The sequence below is a fragment of the Bacteroides sp. MSK.20.12 genome, from assembly GCF_019052435.1.
Classification (GTDB): Bacteria; Bacteroidota; Bacteroidia; order Bacteroidales; family Bacteroidaceae; genus Bacteroides; species Bacteroides xylanisolvens.
This window is the reverse complement of record NZ_JAHQVH010000030.1, coordinates 1-25,792: the sequence shown is the minus strand read 5'-3', so window position 1 is coordinate 25,792 and position 25,792 is coordinate 1. Positions and strand designations below refer to the sequence as shown.

Sequence of the window (25,792 nt, the reverse complement as noted above, 5' to 3'; positions counted from 1 at the left end):
TGTGACAGAATTATTTAAGTTTGGCGATAACCGTTTGGTTACCGGTCGTTAATTGTCCCATTTTGACACAAATCTCCGTGCCAATGGGTAAATACACATCCACGCGGGAACCGAATTTGATAAATCCCATGTGTTCGTCAATATAACATTCTTCTCCTACTTCAGCGTAGGTGACAATACGGCGTGCCACTGCTCCGGCGATTTGCCGGGTGAGTATTTCCACTCCTTCCGGAGTTTCGATCACTACCGTAGAACGTTCGTTTTCTGTGCTGGCTTTCGGCAGCCATGCTTTCATAAAATTGCCATTATGATGTGCTACCTTTTTAATAGTACCATCTACCGGATACCAGTTGGCATGTACATTCACGATGCTCATAAAAATAGATACCATTAAGCGGCGGTCATGGAAATATTCGTTTTCATCCACTTCTTCGATGACGACGATTTTTCCATCGGCGGGTGCTACGACAATCTTTTCAGTGTCCTGCCCGAAGAGACGGATCGGACATCGAAAGAAATTCACCATCAGCAGATAGACTGCTATACTCGCTACTGCTACCACATAAAAAGGTATTTTGCAATCGATTCCCCAATAAAGAGCTGCATTAATCAATAGCAATAGCAAAAAGCTTGCCCATAATATATGTGTTCCTTCGCGGTGAATACGTATTTTCTTCAATTTCTTTAGTCGGCCCATGAATGCTGTTTAATGATATTGTCTGCAAAAATATACTTAATTTAAAAAATCAGCAAGTAAATGAGCATAGAAATGCGAATGTTGATAACTTTTTGAGGATTATTTTTGTTTATAACCCAAGAGGTAGTAATTTTATGCCTTCAAATTAACTACTTATCATTATGCAGGATTTCGTTCATTTACATGTCCATACTCAATATTCTCTGTTGGATGGTCAGGCTAGTGTAGCTCGTCTGGTCGATAAAGCCATGCAAAATGGGATGAAGGGTATTGCCGTGACCGATCATGGAAATATGTTCGGTATTAAGGAATTTACGAACTACGTTAATAAAAAGAACAGCGGTCCGAAAGGTGAAGTCAAAGACCTGAAGAAGCGAATTGCAGGAATTGAGGCTGGCACAATAGAGTGCGCAGATAAAGAAGCGGAGATTGCTGCCTGCAAAGCTAAGATAGTGGAAGCGGAAAACAAGCTTTTCAAACCTGTCATCGGTTGTGAAATGTATGTTGCGCGCCGCACTATGGACTTAAAAGAAGGTAAGCCCGACCAAAGTGGTTATCACTTGATTGTATTGGCTAAGAATGAAAAAGGTTATCATAATCTTATTAAATTAGTATCGCACGCATGGACACGCGGATATTATATGCGCCCGCGTACTGACCGTAGCGAACTGGAAAAATATCACGAAGGACTTATTGTCTGTTCGGCCTGTCTTGGTGGTGAAGTGCCGAAACGGATTACTGCCGGGCAATTTGCAGAAGCTGAAGAAGCCATACAATGGTATAAGAACCTGTTCAGGGATGATTATTACCTGGAGATGCAGCGCCATAAAGCGACTGTTCCCCGTGCCAATCACGAATGTTATCCGTTGCAGGTAAATGTGAACAAATATCTGATTGAATATGCTAAGAAGTTCAATGTCAAACTGATTTGTACGAATGATGTTCACTTTGTAGATGAAGAGAATGCGGAAGCGCACGACCGTTTGATCTGTTTGAGTACCGGTAAGGATTTGGATGATCCTAGCCGTATGCTTTATACCAAACAGGAATGGATGAAGACACGCGAAGAGATGAACGAACTCTTTGCCGACGTTCCCGAAGCGTTGAGCAATACGCTGGAGATTCTTGACAAGGTAGAATATTACTCCATCGACCATGCACCTATCATGCCTACTTTTGCTATTCCCGAAGATTTTGGGACGGAAGAAGGCTATCGGGCGAAGTTTACGGAAAAAGACCTGTTTGATGAGTTTACTCAAGATGAGCACGGTAATGTGGTATTGAGTGAAGAGGATGCGAAAGCGAAAATCAAACGCTTGGGTGGCTATGATAAACTCTATCGTATTAAACTTGAAGGAGATTACTTGGCGAAACTAGCTTTTGACGGAGCTAAGAGAATTTATGGTGAACCTCTGTCGGAAGAAGTCAAAGAGCGAATGAACTTCGAACTGTATATCATGAAAACGATGGGTTTCCCAGGATACTTCTTGATTGTACAGGACTTTATCAATGCGGCACGTAAGGAATTGGGTGTGTCGGTCGGTCCGGGACGTGGTTCAGCTGCCGGTTCGGCGGTGGCCTATTGTCTGGGAATTACGAAAATCGACCCTATCCAGTACGATTTGCTGTTTGAGCGTTTCTTGAATCCGGACCGTATCTCCTTGCCCGATATCGATGTGGACTTTGATGATGACGGTCGTGGAGAGGTACTTCGTTGGGTAACGAATAAATATGGTCAGGAAAAAGTAGCTCATATCATCACTTATGGTACAATGGCTACCAAGTTAGCTATCAAGGATGTTGCCCGTGTGCAAAAGCTGCCTCTATCGGAGTCTGACCGATTGGCTAAATTAGTGCCGGATAAGATTCCTGATAAGAAACTGAACTTGCGGAATGCGATTGAATATGTTCCCGAACTACAAGCTGCGGAAGCATCATCCGATCCGTTGGTACGGGATACGATCAAGTACGCTAAGATGCTCGAAGGTAACGTACGTGGTACAGGTGTACATGCTTGTGGTACGATTATCTGTCGTGACGATATCACCGACTGGGTACCTGTCAGCACTGCTGATGATAAGGAAACGGGCGAAAAAATGCTTGTTACCCAGTATGAAGGTTCGGTGATTGAAGATACCGGATTGATTAAGATGGACTTCCTTGGTCTGAAAACTTTGTCTATTATCAAAGAGGCCGTTGAAAATATCCGTTTAAGCCGTAATGTTGAAGTAGATGTCGATGCGATAGACATCTGCGATCCGGCTACTTATAAATTATATAGTGACGGACGGACGATTGGTACATTCCAGTTTGAATCTGCCGGCATGCAGAAGTACCTGCGCGAATTGCAGCCTTCTACATTCGAAGATTTGATTGCCATGAATGCCCTTTATCGTCCGGGGCCGATGGATTATATACCTGATTTTATCGACCGTAAACATGGGCGTAAGCCGATTGAGTATGATATTCCGGTAATGGAGAAATACTTGAAGGATACGTATGGTATTACGGTTTATCAGGAACAGGTGATGCTTCTGTCGCGCTTATTGGCGGACTTTACCCGCGGTGAGTCTGATGCACTCCGTAAAGCGATGGGTAAGAAGCTGCGTGACAAGCTGGACCACATGAAACCTAAATTTATTGAAGGTGGGCGTAAGAATGGGCATGACCCGAAAGTTCTTGAAAAAATCTGGACCGACTGGGAAAAGTTTGCGTCATACGCTTTCAATAAATCACATGCTACTTGTTATTCGTGGGTAGCTTACCAAACCGCCTATCTAAAAGCTAATTATCCTCCTGAATATATGGCTGCTGTGATGAGCCGAAGCTTGTCGAACATTACCGATATTACGAAACTGATGGACGAATGTAAGGCAATGGGTATTCAGACGCTGGGACCGGATGTAAACGAAAGTAACTTGAAGTTTACAGTAAATCATGATGGTAATATCCGTTTTGGACTAGGGGCTGTCAAAGGTGTGGGTGAAGCTGCTGTCCATAGCATTATGGAGGAACGTAGTAAGAATGGTCCTTTCCTCGGTATATTCGACTTTGTGCAACGTGTCAATCTGAATGCCTGCAACAAGAAGAATATGGAGTGTCTGGCATTAGCCGGAGGGTTTGATAGTTTCCCTGAACTGAAGCGGGAGCAATACTTTGCTGTAAATTCTAAGGGTGAAGTATTTCTGGAAACATTGATGCGCTATGGTAACCGCTATCAGGCAGATAAGGCAGCTGCTTTCAACTCTTTGTTCGGTGGTGAAAACGTTATTGATGTTGCAACTCCTGAAATTCCTCAAGGTGTAGAACGTTGGAGTGATCTCGATCGCTTGAACCGCGAACGTGATTTGGTAGGTATTTATCTTTCCGCTCATCCGTTGGATGAATTCTCTATCGTGTTGGAACACGTCTGCAATACCCGTATGGCAGATTTGGAAGATAAAGCTGCACTTGTTGGTCGTGAAATAACGATGGGAGGAATCGTGACTAGTGTTCGTCGCGGGGTCAGCAAGAATGGAAATCCGTATGGTATCGCCAAGATTGAAGATTATTCCGGTTCTACCGAAATCCCATTTTGGGGAAATGACTGGGTGACTTATCAGGGATACCTCAACGAAGGAACTTTCTTATATATTAAGGCTCGTTGCCAAGCCAAACAATGGCGGCAGGATGAATTGGAAGTGAAAATCACCTCTATGGAGCTTCTTCCCGATGTGAAAGAAGAACTGGTGCAGAAGATCACGATTATCATTCCTCTGTCAGTCTTGAACTCGGCTTTGGTTACTGAACTTGCCACTTTGACTAAGGAACATCCGGGAAATACGGAACTGTATTTTAAAGTGACGGATGATGCCGATGTAAGTCACATGTCAATTGATTTGATTTCCCGTCCGATCAAGCTTTCAGTGGGGCGGGATTTAATAACATATTTAAAGGAACGTCCCGAACTGGGATTTCATATAAATTGATTATATTTGTGGCGAGAATAAGCTAACGAAATAACGTTTAATAATTAATACTTAAAAAAATGGCTTTAGAAATTACAGACAGCAACTATAAAGAGGTTCTTGCAGAAGGAAAACCGGTTGTTGTAGATTTTTGGGCTCCTTGGTGTGGCCCATGCAAGATGGTGGCTCCTATCATTGAAGAATTGGCTGCGGAGTTTGAAGGACAAGTAATCATCGGTAAGTGCGATGTAGACGAAAATGGTGATATGGCTGCTGAATATGGTATCCGTAATATTCCTACTGTATTGTTTTTCAAAAACGGTGAAATAGTAGACAAACAGGTAGGTGCAGTTGGCAAACCGGTATTCGCAGAAAAGGTGAAGAAGCTTTTATAGTCGATAATACTTAATACTTATCACTTAATACTTAAAAAAAATGGGACTGGAAGACGATTTTTTATTAGCAGATGCCGATGACGAAAAGACCATCGAGTTTATCAAAAACTATCTGCCTCAAGAACTGAAAGAGAAGTTCTCGGACGATGAATTGTATTATTTTCTCGATTTAATCGACGAGTATTACTCTGAAAGTGGCATTCTCGACGCTCAACCCGATGAAGACGGCTATGTCAACATCGATTTGGAAGAGGTTGTGGCTTACATTGTAAAAGAAGCCAAAAAGGATGAAATAGGGGAATACGATCCTGAAGAAGTCCTCTTTGTGGTTCAGGGAGAAATGGAATACGGAAACTCTCTGGGACAGGTGGACTAAACGACGTCCGGTCTCATTGCAGATAAAATTAAGATAAGGGGTGTGCTCTGTGAGTATACCCCTTTTTTTTTGCGGGATTTTTCTCAAACAGTTTTATGCTATGAGAAAAAGTTCTCACTATAATGAGAAAAAATACTCATTGCTATGAGAATTAATTCTCACTACAGTGAGAATAATCCCTTGCCTGAATAGTCTGAAACAGCGTATTCTGGTTATATTTCTTCCAATGCATAATACTGATAATCGCGAAGTATCGTCTGAAGAAATTTCTCTTGATTACCCTCACGGGGAGTAACGGAAAGTAATTCCTGTACTTTTTTGGCAAGTGCCGTGATACGTCTTGCCCGGTCTTTTTCGCTGGATTCCAAAGTCCGGGTAATTACATTCACTTGTTCGAGAGATAAATCAGCCGACTGGGGATATACCGGATGATAATTTTGGGTCAGATAGTCGAATTCATCCAGGCTGACATGTATCTTACGATAGTTTTTCTCTTTAATTACCATAGTGCCGGCAGCTAGATCCCCTAATCGTTGGTTGTTCTTATTCAATAAAACGACCAGAAGTCCAAGGCCACTTGTGATGGGACCATCAATTGGGAAAAGAAGCCATCGTAACAGATAAGAGCCGATGCTTGGAGTAGAACCGTCTACTTTTACGACACGGATATTGATGAGTTTTTTGCCAAAGCTCTGTCCGTGATTGAACATCTCGCAAAGAAAAGAATAACCGAGAATCGGTAAATAAACGACGCACAGAAAAAAGAACAAACTGAATCCTGACGGTAAACTTAATTTAGACAAGAGCGTAATAGTGGACAAGATGTAAAGCCCGATCAGAAAATAATCGATGATTAAAGCCATCAGTCGTTCGCCGATACTGGCGGGCGTTTGGCTGATACGAACGAATTGTCCGGTTATTATCGTAGATTCTGCCATTTCAGGTTAAACATTTTTAGGATTCCGTTGCAAATATATCATAATTCTCTTATTTTTGCTTCCGGTTTCGGACAAAACTTATCCGAAATCTATTGAAAAGCATGAAAGAAGTAACGTTTATTCGTCGGAACATTGAAAAATGGAAGGAGACAGAGAAAGTTGTGGAGCGGGCGGCAAGTCTGTCCCCCGACCAACTAGCCGATGCGTATACGGACTTGACAGCTGACCTGGCATTTGCCCAAACACATTTCCCAACTTCCCGTATTACTATTTATCTGAATAATCTGGCTTCAGCGTTGCACAACGAAATCTACCGCAATAAACGCGAGAAGTGGACACGGATTATTACCTTCTGGACACAGGAAGTGCCACGAACCATGCACGGTGCACGGCGCGAATTACTGACCTCCTTTTTGATTTTTGTTGCCAGCGCATTAATCGGCGTATTATCAGCAGCGAATGACCCGGATTTTGTCCGGCTGATATTGGGAAACGGTTATGTGGATATGACACTCGACAATATTGCCAATGGTGAGCCGATGGCCGTATATAATGGTTCTTCCGAAGTACCGATGTTCTTGGGCATTACACTTAATAACGTGATGGTCTCTTTCAACTGCTTTGCAATGGGATTGCTGACCAGCTTTGGAACAGGGTATATGCTTCTCTCCAATGGTATCATGGTAGGAGCTTTTCAAACATTCTTTTATCAACACGATTTGTTGTGGGAATCCAGTCTTGCCATCTGGTTGCACGGAACGCTTGAAATCTGGGCGATTATCGTGGCCGGTGCCGCCGGATTGGCTTTGGGCAACGGCTGGCTGTTTCCCGGCACTTATTCCCGACTGGAATCTTTTAGGAGAGGAGCGAAGCGAGGCTTGAAAATAGTGATCGGCACTGTTCCGGTGTTCATTATGGCAGGCTTTATAGAAGGTTTTCTTACCCGGCACACAGAGCTTCCCGATGTGTTGAGGCTTGGCGTGATATTCACTTCTCTGGCATTTATTATATTCTACTATATTTATTTACCAAATAGAAAAAAACATGGAATCACAGAAACCTAAGATTGCGATGTACGTGAAACGTCCTTTCGGTGAGAAGTTGAACGCTTCTTTTGATTTTATAAAAGAGAATTGGAAACAATTGTTTAAGTATTCAACTTATCTGATACTCCCTATATGCTTAATTCAAGCCGCAAACTTTAGTGGTTTAATGGGAAGTATGACAGATATTACTGCTATGCAGGCCTCCGGAGGAATAAGTGATAATCCTTTAGCTGCTCTGGGACCTTCATTTGCACTGAATTATGCAGGAGTTATCTTTTTTTCATGTTTGGGAGCTTTGTTGATGACTTCCTTGATTTATGCGATGGTACGATTGTATAATGAACGGGAAGAACGCCTGAACGGGGTTGTATTCGGCGATATAAAATCGTTGTTGCTCCGTAATATTAAAAGACTGTTTTTGATGGGGATCGCCTGCAGCTTTTTATTCATCTTTGCGGTGGTCTTTATTGTCTTATTGGCTGTATTGACACCTTTCACACTCATTCTGACCATCCCGCTTTTATTCGCCTTTATGGTTCCTTTGGCATTAATGGCTCCCATCTACTTATTTGAAGACATTTCGTTGGGTGAGGCATTTGCAAAAACATTCCGGTTGGGATTTGCTACCTGGGGAGGCGTCTTTCTAATTTTAATTGTGATGGGGATTATTGCCAGTGTGTTACAAGGAATCGTTTCTATACCCTGGTATGTGATCTATATTGTAAAAATGATCTTTACGATGAGTGACGGAGGTGCAACCTCTTCATCAGTCGGACTGAACTTTGCGCAATATTTGTTCTCTATCCTGATGTTGTATGGTTCTTACTTATCGGCTATATTCGGTATCGTCGGTCTGGTTTATCAGTATGGTCATGCATCGGAAGTGGTGGACAGCATAACGGTAGAAAGTGATATTGACAATTTTGATAAACTCTAAACCAAACCTCTACTAGATGAATCTCACTTCCCCGGCTGATACACTAGTTTGTGATACGGCGCAGATTGCCCTCTGGCAGTCTGATCCGGCATACAACTATAACCGTGAACTGATTACTCCGGAGATGAATGTCTTTGAGTGGATCAGTCGGCAGTTTGGGGAGTTGTTGCGCAAAATATTCGGCAGTCATTTTGCTGAAGAGTATTCAGGGCTTATTCTGGTATGTATTGCCATTCTTCTTTTGTTGCTGATTGTTTGGTTTGTCTATCGGAAACGCCCGGAATTGTTTATGGTCTCGCATAAAAATGTGTTGCCTTATACAGTTGAAGAAGACACCATTTACGGAGTAGATTTTCCGGGAGGGATTGCGGAAGCGCTTTCCCGTCAGAATTACCGGGAAGCAGTACGTTTGCTCTATCTGCAAACTTTGAAACAACTTAGTGACGCTGAACGTATTGACTGGCAACTTTATAAAACGCCTACCCAGTATATCAATGAAGTCCGGCTACCGGCTTTCAGGCAACTGACCAATCATTTCCTGCGGGTACGTTATGGCAACTTTGAGGCGACGGAAGAACTCTTCCGGACAATGCAGGTCTTGCAGGAAGAAATAGAGAAAGGAGGCGTCGCATGAAAGGAAGTCGCTGGTTCATTGTCTTTATTGTCGCTTTTCTATTCATCATGTTTGCAATAGAATATCATTTGCCGAAGAATTTTGTGTGGAAGCCCACTTTCGGACATCATGACGAGCAACCTTTCGGATGTGCAGTATTCGATAGCGTATTGTCTTCTTCTTTGCCACAGGGCTACACTTTTTCGAGGAAAAGCCTCTATCAATTGGAACAGGAAGATACGACGCAACGCAGAGGTATATTGGTTATCTCTGATAATTTGCGATTGTCGGACGTCGATGTAAACGCTCTGTTGAAAATGGCGGAACGCGGAGATAAGATCATGTTGGTGAGTACCTTGTTCGGCAGATATTTGGAAGATACCTTGCAGTTCAGGTCTTACTATTCTTACTTCAGTCCGATGGCTTTGAAGAAATATGCAACTTCATTTTTGAAAAAAGATAGCTTGCATTGGATAGGAGATTCGACGGTTTATCCCCGTCAGACTTTCTATTTTTATCCCCAGTTGTGTTCCTCTTATTTTTGGGGAGATTCACTTCCGGAAAGGGTGTTGGCACAAAGAGTTTTTGAGTCGAATGAGTTCCGGTATGAAACCGAGGCGGACTCGTTGACAACGGATAGTCTTGTTTATATGCCTGTAGCAATGTCCCGTCGGTGGGGGAAAGGAGAAGTTATTTTAGTTTCCACTCCTTTGATTTTTACCAATTACGGAATGTTGGACGGCAAAAATGCAACCTATATCTTCCGTTTGTTGTCGCAGATGGGGAAGCTTCCCATCGTTCGCACGGAGGGGTACATGAAAGAAACGGCACAGGTGCAGCAATCACCTTTCCGTTATTTTCTAGCACATGAACCGCTTCGTTGGGCTTTGTATCTGACGATGATTACCATCATACTCTTTATGATATTCACAGCGAAGAGGCGGCAACGGGTGATCCCTGTTATTCACGAGCCGGCCAATAAATCTCTTGAATTTACCGAACTGATAGGCACGCTTTACTTTCAGAAGAAAGACCACGCGGATTTGGTTCGCAAGAAGTTTTCCTATTTAGCCGAAGAACTTCGGAGAGAGATTCAAGTGGATATTGAAGAAGTGGCCGACGATGAACGCTCTTTCCACCGGATTGCCCGGAAAACCGGAATGGATGCCGGAGAGATTGCTAAATTTATCCGCGAAGTCAGACCCGTGATTTACGGAGGACGTGTTATTGATGCGGAGCAGATGAAGGTATATATCGATAAAATGAATGAAATAATCAATCATATCTAAAGAAGAAATTTATGGAAGAGAATACAGAACAGCGAGTAGATTTAACTCTCTTTTCCGAGAAGATACAAGAGTTGAAAGACCGGATTGCTTCCGTCATAGTAGGGCAGGAGCAGACAGTCGATTTGGTACTGACAGCGATTTTGGCGAATGGACACGTATTGATAGAAGGTGTTCCGGGAGTTGCGAAGACACTGTTGGCACGTTTGACAGCTCGTCTGATTGATGCAGACTTCAGTCGTGTCCAGTTCACTCCGGACTTAATGCCGAGTGACGTATTAGGTACGACTGTGTTTAATATGAAAACCAATGGTTTTGATTTTCATCAGGGACCGATTTTTGCAGATATTGTATTGGTCGATGAAATCAACCGTGCTCCTGCCAAGACACAGGCTGCCTTGTTTGAGGTAATGGAAGAGCGCCAGATCAGTATTGATGGAACGACTCACCGGATGGGAGATCTTTATACGATTTTGGCTACCCAGAATCCGGTAGAGCAGGAGGGAACATACAAACTTCCCGAAGCACAGCTCGACCGTTTTCTGATGAAGATAACGATGGATTATCCTTCATTGGAAGAGGAAGTGAATATCTTGGAACGTCATCATACCAATGCCGCATTGGTGAAGTTGGACGACATCGTTCCCGCTATTACCAAAGAAGAACTGCTGTCGCTTCGTGCTTTTATGAATCAGGTATTTGTAGACCGCACGTTACTTCAATATATCGCATTGATTGTACAGCAGACCCGTACCAGCAAAGCTGTATATTTGGGAGCTTCTCCACGTGCATCTGTAGCCATGCTGCAATCGTCGAAAGCGTATGCTCTTTTGCAGGGACGTGATTTTGTGACACCGGAAGATATCAAGTTTGTAGCTCCTTATGTACTTCAGCACCGTCTGATCCTGACTGCGGAAGCTGAAATGGAAGGCTATTCACCGGTGAAAGTGACACAACGCTTAATTGATAAAGTGGAAGTACCAAAATGAAAAGATTTATGATTTATGAGTTCTGATTTATGATTTATGATTTGGGCTGCGCGTTGGATGTCTGACACTATTCATAACATAAATCGAAAAAATCATAAATCGTAAATTATAAACTGTACGTAAATTGTAAGTTGAAGAAATCGTAAACCCAAGAAATTATAAATCATAAATCATAAATCATTTGTTTCTAACTCGTCGTTTCTATATTGCCCTTGTCATAGTTATCCTGTTGTTGGGTAGCGGATATGTTTTTGCCCCGTTCTTTGTTATCGGGCAGTGGGCACTCTTTGTCTTGTTTTTGGTGGTACTGGCAGACGTATATTCTCTTTATCGTATTCGTGGAATCCGTGCTTTCCGCCAGTGTGCCGACCGTTTCTCTAATGGCGACGAAAATGAAGTAAGTATTCGGGTAGAAAGTAGTTATCCACATCCTGTATCTTTAGAAATCATAGATGAGATCCCTTTTATCTTTCAGAAACGTGATGTCGACTTTCAGGTGAAGCTTGGAGCAAACGAGGGAAAAACAGTTACCTATCGTCTTCGACCTACTCATCGTGGTGTTTACTCTTTCGGTCATATTAGAGTTTTTGTGACCGGAAAAATCGGCTTTATATCCCGGCGCTATACTTGTGCAGAACCTTTGGATATCAAAGTGTACCCGTCATATCTGATGCTGCATCAATATGAATTGTTGGCAATAAGTGATAATCTGACTGAATTGGGAATAAAGCGTATTCGCCGGGTTGGGCATCATACGGAGTTTGAGCAGATTAAAGAGTATGTAAAGGGGGATGATTACCGTACGATTAACTGGAAAGCAAGTGCCCGCCGGCATGAACTTATGGTGAATGTGTATCAGGACGAACGCTCACAGCAGATTTATAATGTGATCGATAAAGGTAGAGTGATGCAGCAAGCTTTCCGTGGAATGACCTTGCTGGATTATGCAATTAATGCTTCGCTGGTGCTTTCGTATGTTGCTATGCAGAAAGAAGATAAAGCCGGATTAGTGACTTTCGATGAACACTTCGATACTTTTGTGCCTGCTTCCAAGCAATCGGGATATATGCAGACATTGCTGGAAAGTCTTTATAGTCAGCAGACCACTTTCGGGGAGACAGACTTCTCGGCTCTTTGCGTTCATTTGAACAAACATGTCAGTAAGCGTAGCCTGCTGGTACTATATACTAACTTCTCGAGCATAGGAGGAATGAACCGTCAATTATCTTACCTGAAACAACTAAACCGCCAGCACCGTTTGCTCGTAGTCTTTTTTGAAGATGTCGATTTGAAGGAATATATCGCCCAACCGGCAAAAGATACGGAAAGCTACTATCGGCACGTGATTGCAGAAAAGTTCGCTTACGAGAAGCGGCTGATTGTATCTACTTTGAAACAACATGGCATCTATTCTTTATTAACTACACCGGAGAATCTTTCGATTGATGTGATTAATAAGTATCTGGAGATGAAGTCACGACAGTTGCTTTAGACATAAGAACAAAAGAACATATTTTTGTAGTCTTTTGTACTTATGTTCTTTTGTCTGAAAAAATGTCTCAAAGAGTGATGGCTTTCCGTGTTTCCACAAAGAAGAATATAGCCATTCCAATGATGATAATTCCCAGTATCCCATAGAAGAGTCTTGCCCGGTTGCGTCCTACATTCCGGACAATGGTTTGTGCGTTGCGCGTTGTAAAGAACCAGTCCCAGTTCAGCAATGACGCCAGCAGGGAGACGATTCCTGCCAGCGCAAAGATTCCTTGTACGATATATTGTCCGGTCATAGTCTGATCACTCTATTTCCGTCTTCCAGTTCTTCAATCGTTACTTTTACGGCATTTCCCGGAAGTAGTTCTTCTACCAGTTCCGGCCATTCGATAAAGCAGAGAGCACCACTGTAGAAATAGTCTTCGTAGCCCATGTCGTACACTTCACTTAGTTTCTTGATGCGGTAAAAATCGAAGTGATAGATTAATTCTCCGGTTTCGTCCGAACGGTATTCGTTGACAATGGCAAAAGTAGGAGAAGTGATAACATCCGTTACGCCCAATTCTTCGCAGAGCGCTTTGACAAATGTCGTTTTGCCGGCACCCATCTTTCCGTATAAAGCAAATACAGTGTTGTCGCCCATAGCAGCGATAAATTCACGGGCTGCTTCATGGATACTTTCCAGTGATTGAATTTTGATTTCCATATACTATCTATTATTATGACTTTTTCCTGCAACAACTCTTTCCGATTTTACAAACAGCGTAAATCAGGATAGAGAAGAATATGATGGAAGCTCCCGAAGGGACTTTCCAGTGATAAGAAATAAATAATCCACCCAAGCAGCCCAAGAAACCGATGCCGATTGATAACCAGATAATCTTCTTGAAACTATAGGTGAACAAGTTGGCTGTCATCTGTGGAATGGTGAGAAGAGAAATGGCCAATACGATGCCTACCATTCGCAGGCAGGCTACAATTGTCAGCGCAATGAACATCATCAACACATATTCAAATATCTCTACCGGAATCTTTTGCGAACGTGCAAACTCACGGTCAAAAGCAATATATAGGATAGGGCGGATAAACAGATAAAAGAATCCGGTCAGTATTAGTGCCAATATGCCGAGCATCCATAAATCGATTTGGTTGATGGTCAGGATATTGCCAAAGAGGTAAGCCGACAGGTCAGGCGCAAATCCCGGCGACAGGAAGCTGAACATAATTCCGAGTGCCATCCCTAACGTCCAGAATACTGCAATGGCAGAATCTTCGCGCATATCTTTCCGTCTGCTAAGCCACTCGACACCAAAAGCCGATAATACCGAGAAAACGGCTGCCGAGAGTATCGGGGAAATTCCGGCAAACAATCCTAATCCGATCCCTCCGAAAGAAGCATGAGTGATTCCTCCGCTGATAAATACCAGGCGGCGGGTTACGATATATGTACCGATAATCCCACAGGCAATGCTTGCCAGCAGACTTCCCAATAGGGCGTGTTGAAAGAATGTATATTGTAGTAAATCCATCACATCACCTGTCATCTGCCTTTTTTACTTCTACGTTTCTTCTTTCTCCGATAATCAGAAAAACTTCGTCTTTGAGATCATCCGGTAATTCAATGCCACGGAGCTGAAGGCTACGTATCCATCCGGCCACTTCTACATCCAGTGTCGTATACAATACATCCCGAAACATTTCTGTTTCTTCTTCTGTATACGCATCTCCTGCCCTGCCAATGAACTGATCCAGTTCTTCGTCATCGTAATATTCTATTTTTTTGCTGACAGCTGCCAGCAGGCTATCCCGTTCGCATACTTCGTGTTGTCCGCAGCATTCCACATCTACTTCCTTCACTTCCGGCATACGGTCCAGTTCGCCCTTTTCTATTTTCTTTTGCAGTCTTTTGTTGCGGATAATTCCGGCTATCAGCGCAATGACACCCAGCAACACCAGACTTATAATAAGTATCCACATGACAATATAACAGTTACCAATCAATTTTGTGCAAAGTTACTTATAAATTTGCATTCTATCATGTATGCTATCTATTTCTTTCGTACTTTTGTATGTTACCTACAAAATAAACATTGGCGGGTGAATTAAATTTCACCAATCAATGAAAATGACTTAAGATATTTGAAGTACAATGAAGAGAGATTATTTACTATTAGCGTTACTGTTGGTTGGAAACATTACTTTTGCCCAATCTCCTATTGAGAGGGCCTTGAATACAATCAACCGTTCCTCTGCCGAAGCTACTATCAATTTTTTGGCTAGTGATGAATTGCAAGGGCGTGAGGCGGGGTTTCACGGTTCGCGTGTGACTTCGGAATATATTGTTTCTTTGTTGCAATGGATGGGAGTATCGCCTTTGGCTGACAGCTATTTCCAGCCTTTTGATGCTTACCGTAAAGAACGTCAGAAAAAAGGACGTCTGGAAGTACATCCTGATTCCATAGCAAAACTGAAACAGGAAGTTCATCAGAAGCTTACCATGAGGAATGTATTGGGAATGATTCCCGGTAAAAATACCAAAGAATATGTGATTGTGGGGGCTCATTTCGACCATTTAGGTATTGATCCTGTACTTGATGGCGACCAAATATACAATGGTGCTGACGATAATGCTTCCGGTGTATCGGCAGTGCTGCAAATTGCAAGAGCCTTTTTAGCCAGTGGACAGCAACCCGAAAGAAATGTAATCTTTGCTTTTTGGGATGGAGAAGAAAAAGGACTGCTAGGCTCTAAATATTTTGTACAAACTTGTCCTTTCCTATCTCAAATCAAAGGCTATCTGAACTTTGACATGATTGGTCGTAACAACAAACCTCAACAACCCAAACAAGTCGTTTATTTCTACACAGCCGCCCATCCGGTCTTTGGGGATTGGTTGAAAGAGGATATCAGAAAATACGGTTTGCAATTGGAACCGGATTACCGCGCCTGGGAAAATCCGATAGGAGGAAGTGATAACGGTTCGTTTGCCAAAGTAGGTATTCCGATCATCTGGTATCATACGGACGGGCATCCTGATTATCACCAGCCTTCCGATCATGCCGACCGATTGAATTGGGATAAGGTCGTAGAAATCACCAAAGCCTCTTTTCTCAATATGTGGAAGATGGCAAATGAGAAGTCTTTTTAATGAAGCAGATAAAATACAATCCTGATAATTAGCGGGAAAAGTCAGGATTGTATTCCTTATTTTTTGAGTATTCTTTTTAAATAGTCGATAGGTGGCAAATTCACAGTCTCAAAACTTCCTTTATAAAATACAGCAAAATTATTAAAAACACACGGTAACTCTTTTGCTTTCTGTAGCGTATCTACTTGAATAAAAGAAACAGGGACATCATTTGTTTCACAATATTGTTTGATCATTTCAATGTATTTATAGATGTAGGGGCATTGCATATCATAATAAATCGTCAGTTCCTCACTTTCTATTTTCAGATTTTTGGCATTTGGCGCAAATTGCGGTACTGTTCCGTCGAAAGAAAGAGCAAGCAATTCATATCCGTTATCAGTAGTGTCAACCACCTCAAAACCAAATTTCTTTGCAAATGATTGGTCGGAAAGCCAGCTCTTCTGTTTTTTTGCCCCAAGCATACAAATGCCGGATCTACCTTTTTCTTTGGCATCAGCTATACAGTACTCTATTAATGCTTTCCCATATCCGTTTCCTCGGGGGCTACCTAGCACCCATAAACAATACAGATAATAATAGTTGTCGCCGATGACGGGAACCCAAGCTGTTTCAAGAGGGGCATATTCAATAAAAACAGTAGCTTTGGCGTTTAACTTTCTAAAGACATGGCCTTCATTCAGCCGGTCGGAAAGCCATTGCCGTTTTGCTTCAATACCAGGATGAGACTTTTTGCTGCGGATGATGCAGCATAAATGCTCATTAGAAAGATTTTCTGTTGTTAAGTTTGTAAAGTCAGTATTCATATACACCTTTGTTTCAAGTTAGATATTATCAATCGGATAGTGTAGTAATTGTAATACTTGATTAGCCCGGTTGACAGATAAGCAAATACAAATGTAGTGAATTTTGCGGATAATCTCTGTTGGGTGACTATGGAAATCACAAAGACTTTTTATACATCTACAGAGGATGTTGAACGAGAACTCATGCGAATGTAAAACTTCATTGCCTAACTTAGGATTAGATTGACCGCAGTTCTACCTAATCTGGAGCGAGACAATGAAGTTTATAAAAATAAAAAGATAACAGATATATAATATTAAGGTCGATATATTTGTAAACTCAAAGAGTTGTTCTTTTATCTTTTTATTATTCTACAGGTTGTGCGCCAGTGTCGCCTTCAATCTTCCATCCCGGGTTCTGATAAACGACTGAACTTGTAAAATCATTCTTATCCGAGGCTGTCTGACGAAATACAGCCATACCTATCGGATTCAGATAATGAGCAGGTGTAAAGAGGAATCCCTTCTGCCCGGCAATCAGATTATTCTTCGTGATTTTTTCGTATGGAAGAATATATTTACTTAAATCAGGTGAGGACATATTACCTTCTGCCGGATCTACTTTACATAAATCTGCCAGTTGCGTTTCATAGTTGCTTCCCCAGTATAGCATACCTTCTACACGGTAAGGTTTGGATATTAACTGGTCGCATGCACGCCAGCGTTTCAAGTCTTCCCAGCGCAAAGCTTCTGCACAAAGTTCGTTACGGCGTTCACGGCGGATATTATATAACGTCGCGTCTATCAATTGGCCATGAGAATAAGCACCGAAATCGCCTTTAGCCTCTTCGCTCATCTGTGTTGCAGCGATTGTCTTATTATAGTCTTCGTCCACTTTGGCGCGTCGGCGTAAAGCTTTCCAATATCCGTCGGCTGTTCCGTCGATTCTATCATTTTTTTCATACGAAGCTTCCATGTAAATCAACATGGCTTCTGCCGCACGGAAAACAATACCACCTGATGTTCCCGCACTATGGTCATTTGCCATGTGACTGGAGTAGTGTTTGCCTTTTTTGATGATGAATCCGGTTGTTGCCAAACTTCCTTTATCGCCATAAATGAAACGGATTGAGCAATAACTGGGAGTTCCGTCATCACCGTAATAATTCACATCACCTTTATTTTCGGTGTTGGCATCACCCGGCTTTTTGGTAAAGATAACAATGCGTGAATCACGATTCTGTAAAGTGGAATTTACTCCTTCTTTCTCCCAATCGGGATTATAACCGGAACCGGCTGCATAGATGGGAAGTCCATTGCGCATCAGGAACGAATTGACCATGCCACGAGTCCATCCGGAACCACCGCCATTGCGTGCCAACTCCATTTGCAAGTTGCTGGTTACCAATCCTTCCTTGAACTGTTTCCACATCAGTATTTCATCATATCCTTCCATGTTTTCATCGCAGAACATGGTGTAGTAAGGATTGATGGAAACCAGACTGGCGTTCATACCTTCGGGGGTATCGGTATTGTCTGCCAGTTTTCCGACGATATAGTCGCCTACCACTTTTGATGACTTCATTGCTTCATCAAGAAAATAAGCCACTTCTGCATCACTATTAAAACCGCTTACATCTGCGGGATTACCCGGCCATCCTTTTCCACCGGGTACAAAAGCTGTTCCTTTGTGATACTTTTCCCAAGTTGCTTCGAAGAGGGCAACGCGTGCACGTAGCAAGTGAGCTACGTTTTTGCTGATGCGATTCTTGCCACCGGGACTTTTATCAAGCAACAATTCTGTTGCTTTTTGCAAATCGTCCAGAATGAAGCGTGCCACCTTATTACGCGGCTGGCGCTTGCTGGATTCCACCAAAGTCTCTTCTATGTCGGGCAATGCAGTAGTGATAATAGGTAGATCTCCTAAAGAAACCAATAATTTATAATAATTGTATGCCCGGATCACGTACATTTCTCCGATATAATGCTTCACATTATCCTGATTGCCGGTAATAGTGCCTGCTTCGAATTTCGGTAAAGTATTATCAAAGAAATAGTTGCAGGTTCGTATTTTGCTCCAGTCCCATTCGCCTTCACCAGACGGCACCTTCTTTTGCCCGGGTATCCAGAAGGCCGGTGAGTCACCACTGGCTTGGTTATCAGTATCATTATCTTTGCCGAAGAAATTGATGCCATACGCATCGGTCACTGTTTCAAATGGGTAAGCATTGATTGTGTATGCAGCCAGATCACTTTCGGATGCAAAATATTTTTCGGGAATTACTTTATCCAGTGGTTCCCTGTCGAGAAAATCATTGCAACCGGTCAGTCCGCCCAATAGCAATGTTCCTATTGTCAAAAGTTTAATATGTTTTTTCATAATCGTTTATCATTTAAAATGTTGCACTTAAACCGAATGATACAGTCTTGGATAGCGGATAGGTACATCCGTCCCAGTTACCGATGCCAACAGTTTCGGGGTCAAACGTATCGGCCAGACTGGTAATAGTAAATAAATTCTCTGCTGAAACAAAGAATCGCAGATTGTTTACGCAGAATTTTTCTGTCAAAGATTTAGGTAATGTATAACCTAAAGTAACGTTTTTCAGACGGCAGTAAGCCGCATTTTGCAAATATCGGGTCTGTGGATTACGGTTTCTATCATTCTCGAGAGGACGCGGATAATAACCACCCAGGTTAGCTCCTAGCGGATTAGTCGTATCTTCTCCGCGGAAATAGTCCAGATGAGGTTTGAAAAAGTTGGTTTGCCAGTAGCCTACTGCTCCCCAGAACATTGTAGAACCACTCCCCGGCATATAATCACGTTTCATCGTTCCTTGGAAAAATAATTTAAGGTCGAACCCTTTCCAGGCGGCATCCAGATTCAAACCAAAGTTGTAGCGTGGTGTACTGTTGCCTATTTTCTTCAAATCACCATGATCAGCCAGTGTTTTGTTACCTCTGCTGATCTGGCCGTCACCGTTCAAATCCGCATACATGATGTCACCTGCTCCCCAGCCGGAACCGAGTACATCCTGTGCGCCATTGGGCATACCGGCCAAATGATCTTTCATCTCTTGATCGGTCTTTGCGATGCCGATTGTTTGGAATCCCCATATATCACCTACGTGAGCGCCTGCATAATACGTATTATTATTGTCTTTATCTAAAATTGTGTTTGACGGATTGGGGTATTTATCAATAACCACTTGATTGTCTGACAAAGATAAGGTAACTCCATACTTAAAGTCGCGTATCTGGTCGCGCCAGTTCACCTGTATTTCCCAACCTTTGGAAGTCATATCGAGGTTGTTTACTTTGGGAACGGCAATGCCTAAGAGATTGGGTAGTTCGGGGGCGGGGCCTACCATGTTTTTAGATTTACGCTGGAAATAGTCGAATGTTACATTCAAACGATTGTTGAGCATAGATAAGTCGAAACCTAAATCCAGTGTTTGTGTCTTTTCCCATGTCAGTAAGGAAGATACCAGCGCGGATTCTTTGGAAATATTTGGTTTTACGCCATTTACCAGCCAACTGCCTAGTGCGTAATTGCCCCATTGGTCTTTGTTAATATCAATAGTTCGATAGAATGGATACCAGTTATCTGTGTTTTGGTTGCCCAATTCACCCCATGAACCACGTATCTTGAATGTGCTGATTAAATCGGTCAGATCTTCAAAAAATGCTTCACGGGCCATGTTCCATCCTAAGGAGAATGATGGGAATAGATTCCAGCGGTTATCTCGAAGGAAACGTGAAGTGCCGTCATATCTCATATTTACTTCAGCCAGATAACGTCCTTTGTAGTCGTAATTAACACGTCCGAAGAAGCCGGCTGTAGCCCATTCGGAGTACCCTCCTCTGTTTTGTGCATTTGTCTGCGTGGTGTTCAAGGTAGCCACTTCCGACATGATACCGTCTTGGGAAGCGGTAATATCACGTTGTTTGAATAGTTCGCTCTGAAAACCCAGCATCACTTTAAAGTTGTGCCCGCTTTCTAATGATTTGCCGTATTCGGTAAAGATGTTCGGATTGAAGAAATTACTCTTATAAGCATATTCTGTAACGCTGGAAGTTTGATTGGCAATAATGTAGGGATTTTTACTCACATCATAACCATAAACGGTTTGATAATCGGTATGGTCGAAATTATAGTTGGAACGGTAGTTCAATTCTACGTTAATTTTCCAGTCTTTGATGGGTTCCACGATGAAAGCAAGCTGGTGTGCCATCACGTCTTTTTGTGATTTATATCGGCCTCCTTCTGTTAATTGGTAAATCTTGGATTCGACAGTATAGAATCCGTTTGGGTCTACTACCGGAATGACAGGCCAGTAGCGACATACATCGAAATAGAATACATTACTTTTGATATCGCCTCCGGCAAATGAAGGAGCTTCATAATCCGTCCGGTTAAAACGCATACTATAACTTATTTTCAACCATTTGGTTAAGTCCGCATTGATTTTTGCAGTAAAGGAGTAGCGTTGTTTGTTATCATCTCCAAACTTCAAGAGACCTCCTTGGTCCAGATAATTCGCAGAAAGATAATATTGTATTTTATCCGTTCCACCATTTACGCTCAATGAATGCTCGTGGGTAAAGCTATTGCCAAATAACGTTTTTAACCAGTCGGTATTGCCGGTAGGCATCACGTCTTGCCGTTGGGGATCATCGAATGAATTCCATCTTCCCGCATCGGTCGGCCACATATATTGTGTGCTTTTTCCTGCCTGAAAATCCAGAATTTGTTGAAGTTTGGTGGCGCTATACATGGGAGTCTGTCCACCATTAGTTAACTGGTCATTGACTGCCAGAGCAAAATTGTATGAATCCGCCATTTCAGGCATATTCAAGGGAGATACAAAACGGAAGTTGTTATTATAGTTAACTACCGTTTTTCCCGATTTACCTTTCTTTGTTGTAATCAGGATGACTCCACCTGGTGCCCGCGAGCCATAAATGGAGGAAGCGGCTGCATCTTTCAGTACAGAAATATTCTCAATATCCTGTGGATTGATGGCGTTCATGTCTCCCTCCATACCGTCAATGAGCACCAATGGTTCTACCTTTGAACCAGCTCCAATTGTTCCAACACCACGAATATTGAATTTTTTGTCTGAACCTAAGGAGCCACCACCATCACCAGTAGAGATATTCATACCCGGAACCATACCTTGCAAAGCTTCTATGGTAGAGTTAACGGGACGTGCCGAAATTTCTTTTGCTCCTACCGTAGATACAGATCCTGACATTCACTTTCTTTTGTGTACCAAAAGCAACCACAACAACTTCATCCAATGTTTGTGTATTGTCTTTAAGGATGATATTCAATGATTGTCCTGTGAATTTGATTTCTTGAGTCTGATAACCAACAAAAGAGACTACAATAATATCTCCGGTTTTTACATTGTTTAAAGAGAAGTCACCGTTGATTCCGGTGATTGTACCGTTCGTCGTACCTTTGGCTACGACGGATGCACCGATGATGGTTTCACCTGCTGCATCTTTTACTACACCCTTACAAGTAGTACCCTGTTGTACAACGGAAACTTTTAGAGTGCTTTCACCAGTTTCCGGATAAGCTGCTTCTACTGACATTGTCAGTAGGAACAACAACATACTAACTGACTTTAGTTGTTTTAACATAGCATTGAATTTAGAGTTTTTCCTAGAATCCGGAATTACTTTTAATAAGTTCTTTCAGAACTTATTCCGTGCGTAAAACGTTGGATTCAAAGCCTTAAATTCAAAAAAAGAGTCATCTTTTAAGCGATCTTTTCTACTTGTTTTATACCCATTTTATATCTATTTCGTACCTGTTTGTGTTAGATGAAATAACAAGGATGATGAAATAAACAAGTAGTTTCATTTCAATATGAAGATAAAATACGGCTTTGGGTATTCTTAAAAAGAAAAAATGAATGAGAATTTGATATTATTTTTGAAAATACATGCTATGTATTAAAATATATTATATATTTGTGCCGTTAATTCTAATTTTATAAACCATCCTAGTTCTGAAAGAACTTATTTTTTCATCATTGATTACTGAACCCTAAAAGTGTCCTCCAATTGTAAGAGAGCTGTTTATTTGTGAGTTAGCTATTATCATTAATATGATTCCCGTATAGACTTATATACATAACTAGAATTTGGTAGATACCAATATCTGTATAAACAGTTGGGGCAGGTGTTTTTTTATTAGATTTACTTAGACAAATATGTGTTGGCTATGGAGTATCTATCATTACATCCGGCAATAAATAGCAGATGGCAACAGACGAAACAGGATAGTTACATATCTCCATCTTTTGGAAATGAAAGCTACTTTTTTCTTTTTAGAAATAGCCTTTTTAATTTGTTTCACAGCTTTATCAACGGGAGTAACCCAAAACAATCCTTCTCCTTTTGCCATAGCGGTGTCTACAAATCCGGGACGAATATCGGTAGTGTAAATAGAATAAGGAGATTTAGTTGCTTTTTGTCGTAATCCTTCCATATAGTTGATTTGATAGGCTTTCGACGCATTGTAGGCGGGAGCGATGCCACTGCCGCGTGTACCTCCAACAGAGGAAATAGTAACCAGATGCCCGCTTTTTTGCTGTTCGAAATATCGGAAACCCCAGTCTGCGATGTTGGTGAATCCTATCACGTTCGTTAGTAAGGTAGGTTCTTCCAATTGGTAGGAGAGTTCGGGATTTAGTTCTCCGGTCCCGGCACAGATAATCAATATATCCATTCCACCCATCTTTTGAGTGAGAGTTTTGAGGGATGAAATGGTAGCTTGTGTATCGGTGATGTCGCACACTTGATAGAATAGTTTGTCTTTGTCCCGGGCGCATACCTCTTCTAATAGATTTTCCCTGCGACCGGTAATGCCGATAAGATAATCTTCTTGAGAATAGACTTCTGCCAATCCGCGACCGATGCCGGAAGTTGCACCTATAATTATAATTTTTTTCATGAAATACAATATACTTTGTTTGCCCGCAAAAGTAAGGGTAGGGAATAAATAAACTCTTGATTGAAATCAAGAATTTATTTTTGTACGACTTTTCTTCGGATACGACTTAATGTTTCGGGACGAATCAGAAGATAGGAAGCCAGTTCTTTTAAAGTTATCAGTTTCAGTAAGTCGGGACAACGGTTGATAATTTCAAGATAGCGTTCTTCCGGTGTCAGGCTGTACATTGAAATCATCCGGTCGTAGACTTCCCACAATAACGTTTCTGCGATGCGACGCCCCAATTTTTGGTGAGCGTCGTTGGTATCGTAGAAGTCTGCCATTTGCTGATAATTGATTACGTATACCGAGCAGTCACACAAGGCTTGTATATCTACATTTGATTTGTCCTGTAACTGAAAAGCCGGATAGTTGCCAACAAAAGAATGATCGAAAGTATAGCCTACAATGCTGTTTTCGCCTACACTGTTGGTGCAACAGTACCGGAAAGAACCGGAACTGACGAACCCCATTGTTTTGCATACTTCTCCCTGGCGGGAAAAGTAGTCTCCTTTCTTATAATAGGTCTGCTTCCCCTGTTGTAATACAAAATCTACAATAGGGGAGTAGTTGATGTGGGAAGTATATTTGTTGAAATCTTCCACAGCGTATGAAAATTAGCCTTCGTTTATAACCTGAAATCCGGCCTGTTTCAAATCTTCCCAGTATCCGGGATATGATTTGGTAACGACTTGCGGATCGGCAATAAGTAAATTGGGATGGCGGATAATTGCCGGTGCAAATGCCATTGCCATCCGATGGTCTTCATAGGTTTCAATCACCGGAGTTTCTTCCGGTTCACATCGTTCGCCGTTCCACATTAATATACTGTCATTTTCTTCCTCGATCACATATCCCAGCTTTTTAAGCTCGGCTCGCAGGGCGGCAATACGGTCAGTCTCTTTTATTTTCAGGCTTTGTAATCCGGTGAAACGGAAAGGGATATTCAGCAAGGCACAGGTAACAACGAATGTCTGTGCCAAATCCGGAATGTCGACAAAGTCTTCTTCCAGTCTTTCCGGCGCTTTGCCTGTTTTTTTCAGTTTCACACCTTGCGATGTAAATTCGGTAGTTATACCTAAGCGTGAGAAAACTTCTGCTCCCCGGCTATCTCCCTGATAACTGTTATGAAACAACCCCAATAATTCAATTTCTGCTTTGGGAGATAAGGCGGCAATCTGATACCAATAGGAAGCTGCGCTCCAGTCATTTTCCACTTTGAAAGGAATGCTCTGATAGAGTTGTGGAGCAACGGAAATGCTACTGGGAGAAGTCCATGCGGCTTTGGCTCCAAAGTCCTGCATCAGTTGCAATGTAAGATTGATATAAGGACGGGAAATTATCTCACCGCTTAAATGCAAAGTCAAACCGTCTTTGAGTGCCGGACCTATCATCAATAGAGCAGATATATATTGGGAACTGACATTTCCTTTCAGTGTTATTTCGTTTCCTTTCAATTCTGCACCTTTGATGCGGAGGGGAGGATATCCTTCATTGCGGGTATACTCTATTTCAGCTCCTAATTCCCGAAGCGCATTGACTAATATCTGTATCGGACGTTGCTGCATACGGGCTGTTCCTGTGATTGTCCGTTCCCCCGGGGTCACACTTAAATAGGCGGTAAGGAAACGCATAGCAGTGCCCGCAGCCATGATGTCAATCGTCTCTTTCCCTTCGGTGAGAGCTTTTATCATCACCTGTGTATCGTCACAATCGGACAGGTTTTCAGGAGGATAAATACCTTTGCCCAGCGCATTGATGATTAATGCACGATTACTGATACTTTTAGAAGCCGGCAACTGGATAGTTGCTGTTACTACTGAAGGAGGGATGAGTTTATAGAGCATCATTTCTTGATCTATTCTTTGTTATGGTGTACAAAAGTAGAGATTTATTCGGAGACTTCCAACTGGTTTTGACTCTTGGCTAGGGAGTTGAGTCAATATCTGTATCTTCTTATTTATTCTTTTTACCATTAACAATGATTTGTATGGAAAGAAATTTTAGGTTCTTCGTCAAATTTGGTGGTAATCTCTTTTTTATTTCGATGGTTTTCCTCTTCTTCTTTCTTAATCCTATAAAAAGTTGTAGATATGTTTGCTTTTTAGTAACTTTAAAGACACCACATCATTAAG

At 42.0% G+C, this 25,792-nt stretch carries 21 protein-coding genes and 1 pseudogene; 10 read left to right on the top strand and 12 right to left on the bottom strand.

From position 1 onward, the window contains the following. Positions 1-10: 10 nt before the first annotated feature. A complete protein-coding gene (locus KTR06_RS15865) occupies positions 11-697 on the bottom strand; it encodes a phosphatidylserine decarboxylase family protein (protein ID WP_004316298.1) in 687 nt (228 codons plus the stop codon). A gap of 161 nt (positions 698-858) precedes the next feature. Here KTR06_RS15865 and dnaE point away from each other — a divergent pair, with 161 nt between their 5' ends. From dnaE to KTR06_RS15850, 3 genes are read left to right on the top strand one after another with little or no spacing between them, the layout of a single operon-like run. Next, complete coding sequence (dnaE, locus tag KTR06_RS15860; protein ID WP_203462468.1) at positions 859-4,665, top strand: DNA polymerase III subunit alpha; 3,807 nt, start codon at positions 859-861, stop codon at positions 4,663-4,665. A gap of 59 nt (positions 4,666-4,724) precedes the next feature. Then, complete coding sequence (gene trxA, locus KTR06_RS15855) at positions 4,725-5,039, top strand: thioredoxin (protein ID WP_004306576.1); 315 nt, start codon at positions 4,725-4,727, stop codon at positions 5,037-5,039. Positions 5,040-5,079: 40 nt separating this feature from the next. Further along, positions 5,080-5,415, top strand: coding sequence for a hypothetical protein (locus KTR06_RS15850; RefSeq protein WP_004306577.1), 336 nt, complete (start codon positions 5,080-5,082; stop codon positions 5,413-5,415). Positions 5,416-5,627: 212 nt separating this feature from the next. On the opposite strand, the gene KTR06_RS15845 is transcribed toward KTR06_RS15850, so the two are convergent. After that, positions 5,628-6,353: an RDD family protein gene (locus KTR06_RS15845; protein WP_008025064.1), complete on the bottom strand. Its 726-nt coding sequence runs from the start codon at positions 6,351-6,353 to the stop codon at positions 5,628-5,630. Between the two features lie 101 nt (positions 6,354-6,454). Between KTR06_RS15845 and KTR06_RS15840 the strand changes: the two genes are divergently transcribed. From KTR06_RS15840 to KTR06_RS15815, 6 genes are all read left to right on the top strand, one after another. Continuing rightward, positions 6,455-7,417: a stage II sporulation protein M gene (locus KTR06_RS15840; RefSeq protein WP_217290549.1), complete on the top strand. Its 963-nt coding sequence runs from the start codon at positions 6,455-6,457 to the stop codon at positions 7,415-7,417. Then, complete coding sequence (locus KTR06_RS15835) at positions 7,398-8,336, top strand: hypothetical protein (protein WP_217290548.1); 939 nt, start codon at positions 7,398-7,400, stop codon at positions 8,334-8,336. Before KTR06_RS15840 ends, KTR06_RS15835 begins: the two co-directional genes overlap by 20 nt. A gap of 16 nt (positions 8,337-8,352) precedes the next feature. Then, positions 8,353-8,970, top strand: coding sequence for a DUF4129 domain-containing protein (locus tag KTR06_RS15830; protein ID WP_008640840.1), 618 nt, complete (start codon positions 8,353-8,355; stop codon positions 8,968-8,970). Further along, positions 8,967-10,238: a DUF4350 domain-containing protein gene (locus KTR06_RS15825; RefSeq protein ID WP_217290547.1), complete on the top strand. Its 1,272-nt coding sequence runs from the start codon at positions 8,967-8,969 to the stop codon at positions 10,236-10,238. The genes KTR06_RS15830 and KTR06_RS15825 overlap by 4 nt, the downstream gene beginning before the upstream one ends. Before the next feature lie 11 nt (positions 10,239-10,249). Beyond that, entirely contained in the window at positions 10,250-11,224 is a 975-nt protein-coding gene (locus KTR06_RS15820) for a MoxR family ATPase (protein WP_015531362.1), read from the top strand. A gap of 181 nt (positions 11,225-11,405) precedes the next feature. Further along, a complete protein-coding gene (locus tag KTR06_RS15815; protein WP_120067872.1) occupies positions 11,406-12,716 on the top strand; it encodes a DUF58 domain-containing protein in 1,311 nt (436 codons plus the stop codon). A 67-nt stretch (positions 12,717-12,783) separates the two neighbouring features. Here KTR06_RS15815 and KTR06_RS15810 read toward each other — a convergent pair whose 3' ends face one another. Genes KTR06_RS15810 through KTR06_RS15795 form a run of 4 tightly spaced genes read right to left on the bottom strand, consistent with a single transcriptional unit; the run spans position 12,784 to position 14,692 of the window. After that, positions 12,784-13,011, bottom strand: coding sequence for an immunity 17 family protein (locus tag KTR06_RS15810; protein WP_004307942.1), 228 nt, complete (start codon positions 13,009-13,011; stop codon positions 12,784-12,786). Continuing rightward, the gene (gene tsaE / locus KTR06_RS15805; RefSeq protein ID WP_004307943.1) at positions 13,008-13,421 is read right to left on the bottom strand and encodes a tRNA (adenosine(37)-N6)-threonylcarbamoyltransferase complex ATPase subunit type 1 TsaE; all 414 of its coding nucleotides are present in this window, start codon (positions 13,419-13,421) and stop codon (positions 13,008-13,010) included. Before tsaE ends, KTR06_RS15810 begins: the two co-directional genes overlap by 4 nt. 13 nt (positions 13,422-13,434) lie before the next feature. Beyond that, positions 13,435-14,244 (bottom strand): metal ABC transporter permease, encoded by an 810-nt coding sequence (locus KTR06_RS15800; protein WP_120067918.1) that lies wholly within the window; start codon positions 14,242-14,244, stop codon positions 13,435-13,437. Between the two features lie 4 nt (positions 14,245-14,248). Beyond that, complete coding sequence (locus tag KTR06_RS15795; RefSeq protein WP_120067874.1) at positions 14,249-14,692, bottom strand: phospholipase; 444 nt, start codon at positions 14,690-14,692, stop codon at positions 14,249-14,251. Between the two features lie 172 nt (positions 14,693-14,864). On the opposite strand from KTR06_RS15795, the gene KTR06_RS15790 reads away from it, so the two are divergent. Continuing rightward, positions 14,865-15,863 carry a M28 family metallopeptidase gene (locus KTR06_RS15790; RefSeq protein WP_061447771.1) on the top strand — a complete coding sequence of 333 codons (999 nt, stop codon included), beginning with the start codon at positions 14,865-14,867 and terminating at the stop codon, positions 15,861-15,863. A 56-nt stretch (positions 15,864-15,919) separates the two neighbouring features. Here KTR06_RS15790 and KTR06_RS15785 read toward each other — a convergent pair whose 3' ends face one another. The 6 genes and pseudogenes from KTR06_RS15785 to aroA all read right to left on the bottom strand — a co-directional run bounded on the left by KTR06_RS15785 (position 15,920) and on the right by aroA (position 25,504). Next, positions 15,920-16,669, bottom strand: coding sequence for an N-acetyltransferase (locus tag KTR06_RS15785; RefSeq protein ID WP_004299279.1), 750 nt, complete (start codon positions 16,667-16,669; stop codon positions 15,920-15,922). 346 nt (positions 16,670-17,015) lie between these two features. Further along, a complete protein-coding gene (locus KTR06_RS15780) occupies positions 17,016-19,028 on the bottom strand; it encodes a RagB/SusD family nutrient uptake outer membrane protein (RefSeq protein ID WP_120067876.1) in 2,013 nt (670 codons plus the stop codon). Between the two features lie 13 nt (positions 19,029-19,041). Further along, positions 19,042-22,273 (bottom strand): annotated as a pseudogene (locus tag KTR06_RS15775) (SusC/RagA family TonB-linked outer membrane protein). 628 nt (positions 22,274-22,901) lie between these two features. Further along, entirely contained in the window at positions 22,902-23,618 is a 717-nt protein-coding gene (locus tag KTR06_RS15770; RefSeq protein WP_015531366.1) for an SDR family NAD(P)-dependent oxidoreductase, read from the bottom strand. 74 nt (positions 23,619-23,692) lie between these two features. Beyond that, entirely contained in the window at positions 23,693-24,262 is a 570-nt protein-coding gene (locus KTR06_RS15765; protein ID WP_004306591.1) for a Crp/Fnr family transcriptional regulator, read from the bottom strand. A 12-nt stretch (positions 24,263-24,274) separates the two neighbouring features. Next, a complete protein-coding gene (gene aroA, locus KTR06_RS15760; protein WP_371745220.1) occupies positions 24,275-25,504 on the bottom strand; it encodes a 3-phosphoshikimate 1-carboxyvinyltransferase in 1,230 nt (409 codons plus the stop codon). Positions 25,505-25,792 lie beyond the last annotated feature (288 nt).

Excerpts from the sequence above, each read along its gene's own strand:
- KTR06_RS15865 (WP_004316298.1), bottom strand. The coding sequence starts at position 697 with ATGGGCCGACTAAAGAAATTGAAGAAAATACGTATTCACCGCGAAGGA.
- dnaE (WP_203462468.1), top strand. The coding sequence starts at position 859 with ATGCAGGATTTCGTTCATTTACATGTCCATACTCAATATTCTCTGTTG.
- trxA (WP_004306576.1), top strand. The coding sequence starts at position 4,725 with ATGGCTTTAGAAATTACAGACAGCAACTATAAAGAGGTTCTTGCAGAA.
- KTR06_RS15850 (WP_004306577.1), top strand. The coding sequence starts at position 5,080 with ATGGGACTGGAAGACGATTTTTTATTAGCAGATGCCGATGACGAAAAG.
- KTR06_RS15845 (WP_008025064.1), bottom strand. The coding sequence starts at position 6,353 with ATGGCAGAATCTACGATAATAACCGGACAATTCGTTCGTATCAGCCAA.
- KTR06_RS15840 (WP_217290549.1), top strand. The coding sequence starts at position 6,455 with ATGAAAGAAGTAACGTTTATTCGTCGGAACATTGAAAAATGGAAGGAG.
- KTR06_RS15835 (WP_217290548.1), top strand. The coding sequence starts at position 7,398 with ATGGAATCACAGAAACCTAAGATTGCGATGTACGTGAAACGTCCTTTC.
- KTR06_RS15830 (WP_008640840.1), top strand. The coding sequence starts at position 8,353 with ATGAATCTCACTTCCCCGGCTGATACACTAGTTTGTGATACGGCGCAG.
- KTR06_RS15825 (WP_217290547.1), top strand. The coding sequence starts at position 8,967 with ATGAAAGGAAGTCGCTGGTTCATTGTCTTTATTGTCGCTTTTCTATTC.
- KTR06_RS15820 (WP_015531362.1), top strand. The coding sequence starts at position 10,250 with ATGGAAGAGAATACAGAACAGCGAGTAGATTTAACTCTCTTTTCCGAG.
- KTR06_RS15810 (WP_004307942.1), bottom strand. The coding sequence starts at position 13,011 with ATGACCGGACAATATATCGTACAAGGAATCTTTGCGCTGGCAGGAATC.
- tsaE (WP_004307943.1), bottom strand. The coding sequence starts at position 13,421 with ATGGAAATCAAAATTCAATCACTGGAAAGTATCCATGAAGCAGCCCGT.
- KTR06_RS15800 (WP_120067918.1), bottom strand. The coding sequence starts at position 14,244 with ATGGATTTACTACAATATACATTCTTTCAACACGCCCTATTGGGAAGT.
- KTR06_RS15795 (WP_120067874.1), bottom strand. The coding sequence starts at position 14,692 with ATGTGGATACTTATTATAAGTCTGGTGTTGCTGGGTGTCATTGCGCTG.
- KTR06_RS15790 (WP_061447771.1), top strand. The coding sequence starts at position 14,865 with ATGAAGAGAGATTATTTACTATTAGCGTTACTGTTGGTTGGAAACATT.
- KTR06_RS15785 (WP_004299279.1), bottom strand. The coding sequence starts at position 16,669 with ATGAATACTGACTTTACAAACTTAACAACAGAAAATCTTTCTAATGAG.
- KTR06_RS15780 (WP_120067876.1), bottom strand. The coding sequence starts at position 19,028 with ATGAAAAAACATATTAAACTTTTGACAATAGGAACATTGCTATTGGGC.
- KTR06_RS15770 (WP_015531366.1), bottom strand. The coding sequence starts at position 23,618 with ATGAAAAAAATTATAATTATAGGTGCAACTTCCGGCATCGGTCGCGGA.
- aroA (WP_371745220.1), bottom strand. The coding sequence starts at position 25,504 with ATGCTCTATAAACTCATCCCTCCTTCAGTAGTAACAGCAACTATCCAG.